We start from the raw sequence: 3,646 nt of genomic DNA on the forward strand, positions 1-3,646 counted from the left end.
GAAGTGCGCGAGCGCTTGCGTGAGGCGGGTGCCGATCGGTCGGAAGCCAATTAGGCGGACCGGTATCGGGGCTACGAGTCCGGCGGGACGGTTCCATCGGCCGGACTCTGGAGGCAGGCGACGGTCTCCGCAGCACCGTGCGCCCCTCGTGCCCCCTTGAGGGATGGCAGCAACTGAGATCAGCTTCTCCCTGTATGCAGTGACAGGGGAGTTGTGGCCGGTCGCGATCAGCCACAGCTGGAGGGGGTAGTAATGGCGATCAAGCTGGTGTCCGTTTCGCCCGCGCAAGAAGAGTTGATCGTTAAGGCCATAGCCCTGGGGGACCGGTACACGAAGACGCTGGGGCTTCTGACGCCTCCTGCCTATGAGAAGGCAGCTGAGGACGGTGGCCTTCTGGTCGCGGTCGAGGCCGGCGAAGTGATCGGCTACGCGCTGTTCGGGCTGCCGAAGAGGAGCGCGCGTATCCGACTCGCGCACCTGTGTGTGGCTGAGGAGGAACGGGGGCGGGGAATTGCGGGCCGTCTGGTGGAGGGCATCAAGGAGCGGTATCCACAACGCCTTGGGATCAAGGCCAAGTGCCGTCGGGACTATGACCTGAGCGGGATGTGGAGGAGTCTGGGCTTCGTTCCGGACGGTGAGGTCCGTGGGCGTGGTCGTGACGGGGAGATCTTGGACGGCTGGTGGCTGGACCTCGGCCATCCGGACCTGTTCACGGAGATGGAGAGCGACGCGCTCCTCGTGGTGACGGTCGACCATGGTGTGTTCGCCGATCTGCGCGGCCTCACGGACACCACCGGTGCCGAGGAGTCCCGTGCGCTCGAAGCCGGATGGATGGCGGATCTCGTTGAGTTTGCCTACACCCCGCAGTTGGTCCATCAGATCCGGGACCTCACGGACACGGCAGAGCGTCAGCACCAGCAGGCGGCGCTGACCGGGCTCCACAAGCTCTCTACCGGCTCCGCGGCCGTGGAGGAGCGAACCCGCGAACTGGTGCAAGCCGCTACGCAGGCGGTTCCCGGCCTGGCTGCCAACCCAGCACTTCTGCGAGGCATGCGGTATGTGGCCGAGACCTCGTGTGCTGGTCTACAAGTCCTGGCGACCCGTGATCCGCTGCTGTCTCGCCTGACAGATGTGGCCTGGGAGGTGGCTCGCGTCCGGGTCGTCTCACCGTCGACCGTGACGCTTCACGTCGATGAGCTGCGGCAGGCCCAGGTGTATCGCCCGGCTGACCTGATGGGGACGGAGTTCCGGTCCGCGGAGGTGGCGCCGGGCGCGGAGGATGAACTGGTCGCCTTCTTCGAGCAGTCGGGCGCTGACGACGGCTCAGCCTTTTCTGAGCGGCTGCGGTCGCTGAACGAGGGCGGGATCGCATGGCGTCGTGAGCTTCTCCGGGACGGCCAGGGCCGACCGGTCGCCCTCTACGCGTGGTCGCTGGACGGCCGAACCCTGGTTGTACCCGTCCTTCGCACAGCTGGCCACCCCCTGGAAGAGACCCTGGCCCGGCAGCTCCTCTTCCTGCTTAAGCGGCTCGGGAGGGATTGCGGGGCCGAGATCGTCCGCATCAGTGATCCGCACCCCTCCGAGGCGGCGCGGGCCGCGGCCGGTGACGACGGCTTCTTCGAGCACAACGGCGAGCTCGTCGCGCTCCTGGTGAACGTGTGCGGGACCGCCGCCGAGGTGGAGGTGGTGGCCGGCGGGTTGGCCCGAGAGCTTGCTGTCGATGCGACCGTGCTCGACGTCGGCATGCCGGCGGAGGTGACCGCCGTGCTGGAGCGTGCGTGGTGGCCGGCCAAGGTCATCGACTCCGAGCTGCCGTCCTTCATGGTGCCCATCAAGCCGCGCTGGTCGACTGAGCTGTTCAACGTCCCGGCCATGCTCATCGCGCGGAGCGACGCCCTGGGCATCAGCAGGGAACACGTCTACTACCGATCTTCGCAGCGTCGAGGAGAGAGCGTCCCGGCTCGACTGCTCTGGTACGTCAGCGACGGCAACTCCACGGGAGAGGGTCAGATGGTGGTGGGCAGCTCGCGGCTCGACGAGGTGCTCATCGACACTCCGGATGTTCTGTTCTCGAAATTCGAACACCTGGGCGTATATGGTCGGGCTGAGGTCGAGAGGGCTGCAGACGCGTCCGGTCACGCCATGGCGCTGAGGTTCTCGGACACTGAGATCTTCCCGAAGCCGGTGACGCTGCGCCGATTGACCTCGCTGGCCAGGGGCCGGGGGCTAACGTGGTCGCCTGGCTCGCTGATCTCGCTGTCCAAGATCAGCAGTGAGCTGTTCCAGGCGGTTTACCAAGAGGGGCACCGAACGACGTGAGCGATCCGGAACGCGCGATGCTGCTGTCCGTCCACCCGCGCTTCGCCAACGCGATCCTGGCCGGCAGCAAGACGGTGGAGGTTCGCCGCCAGCGCGTCGCCGCGCCTCCGGGAACGCCCGTCCTCTTGTACGCGACCGCGCCCACCATGGCGGTGGTGGGCATGGCGCGCATTGCCGCCATCTACGTCGCCACGCCCAGCGAGGTCTGGTCGGCTCATCGGGGACAGACCGGGATCACCCGGCGGGAGTACGACGCCTACATGAGCGGCGCGAGGCAGGCGAGCGGTCTCACGATGGAGAATCCTGTCTCCTTCGATGAGCCGGTATCGCTCAATGCGCTGCGCTCCGCCGGGTCCTTCCACCCTCCGCAGAGCTACCGCTACATGAAGGGCGACGAGCTTCGACAGGTGGCCGTGGCGGGACCTGTCGTGGGCACGGCGCTTCGCGAGGCGCTGGGAGACCTGGTACCCGCCTAGTGCTGCACTCGCCGCCGGCGGGGCCGAAGCACCGGACGGGGCTTCAACGCAGGGCGTGGCGAATCTTCAAGCGTCCGTATCCCATGACCCCGGAGATTCGAATCGTCGGCCCGCCGGGCCGGGGCTGTCGCGGGATCTTGTAGCGCAGGTCCTTCCATCCCGTGCTCAGTCCTTCGACGTCGACCACCGCGTCCCGGGGCACCGTGATCCGGGCCCCGTCGGTTCCCAGTTGCAGCTCGATGTCGACGATCGGGTGCTCGATGACCGCCCGGGACAGGTCCAGGCGCACCCTTCCATATGCTGACTCGACCTTGAGGACCCGAGGCACCCGCCACGCGCCACGCCGCTTGATCCGCCCACCGGCGGCGGCGATCGTGGCAGTGCTTCCCGGTTGCTCCTCCGGGAGCGCGACCAGAGCGGACGCGAGTTCGCTCCGCGTCTTGGCGCTGAGCACCTGGTGGAGGTGCTCGTCCAACACCTCGTGTGGGATGAGCCCTTCCGCGTACGCCTCCTGCAGACGTCGCACGGCTGCCTCGCGGTCGCCTTCACGGATCAGTGAGGGCGATTCTTCCGGTAAGGAGGTCACGGGTTCACCGTACTGCCGAGTCGGCGAGGTAAACCCGTCAAGGCAGGCCCGGAGACCGGGGCGCCACCCGTCCCGCAAACCACCCTTTGCGTATGCGTCTTGGTGACCCTTTGCGCCCTATGTGGCGCAGGTCACACGAATTGCGTCTCGCGATATGGGACGCCGGGGCAGGTTGATGCCTGCTGGGCACCCGAATGGCGCTGGTGTGGCGGCCTGGACTCGACTTAGGGCACGCCGAGGGCACGCCGCCCTCTGATTGGACTAA

3 protein-coding genes are annotated in these 3,646 nt (G+C 67.1%); 2 read left to right on the forward strand and 1 reads right to left on the reverse strand.

The window, feature by feature from the left end; translation table 11 throughout:
* Positions 1–252: 252 nt before the first annotated feature.
* Both HCJ93_RS28940 and HCJ93_RS28945 read left to right on the forward strand, forming a co-directional pair.
* Entirely contained in the window at positions 253–2,319 is a 2,067-nt protein-coding gene (locus HCJ93_RS28940) for a GNAT family N-acetyltransferase (protein WP_167998792.1), read from the forward strand.
* Positions 2,316–2,795 (forward strand): ASCH domain-containing protein, encoded by a 480-nt coding sequence (locus tag HCJ93_RS28945; RefSeq protein ID WP_224219990.1) that lies wholly within the window; start codon positions 2,316–2,318, stop codon positions 2,793–2,795. Before HCJ93_RS28940 ends, HCJ93_RS28945 begins: the two co-directional genes overlap by 4 nt.
* A gap of 43 nt (positions 2,796–2,838) precedes the next feature.
* Here the strand turns inward: HCJ93_RS28945 and HCJ93_RS28950 are convergent, their stop codons facing one another.
* The gene (locus tag HCJ93_RS28950) at positions 2,839–3,381 is read right to left on the reverse strand and encodes a DUF1707 SHOCT-like domain-containing protein (RefSeq protein ID WP_125505179.1); all 543 of its coding nucleotides are present in this window, start codon (positions 3,379–3,381) and stop codon (positions 2,839–2,841) included.
* Positions 3,382–3,646 lie beyond the last annotated feature (265 nt).

Origin of the sequence: Streptomyces composti, from assembly GCF_012034205.1 — a bacterium.
Classification (GTDB): Bacteria; Actinomycetota; Actinomycetes; order Streptomycetales; family Streptomycetaceae; genus Streptomyces; species Streptomyces composti.

Coding starts and splice junctions, on each gene's coding strand:
- HCJ93_RS28940 (WP_167998792.1), top strand. CDS start 253: ATGGCGATCAAGCTGGTGTCCGTTTCGCCCGCGCAAGAAGAGTTGATC.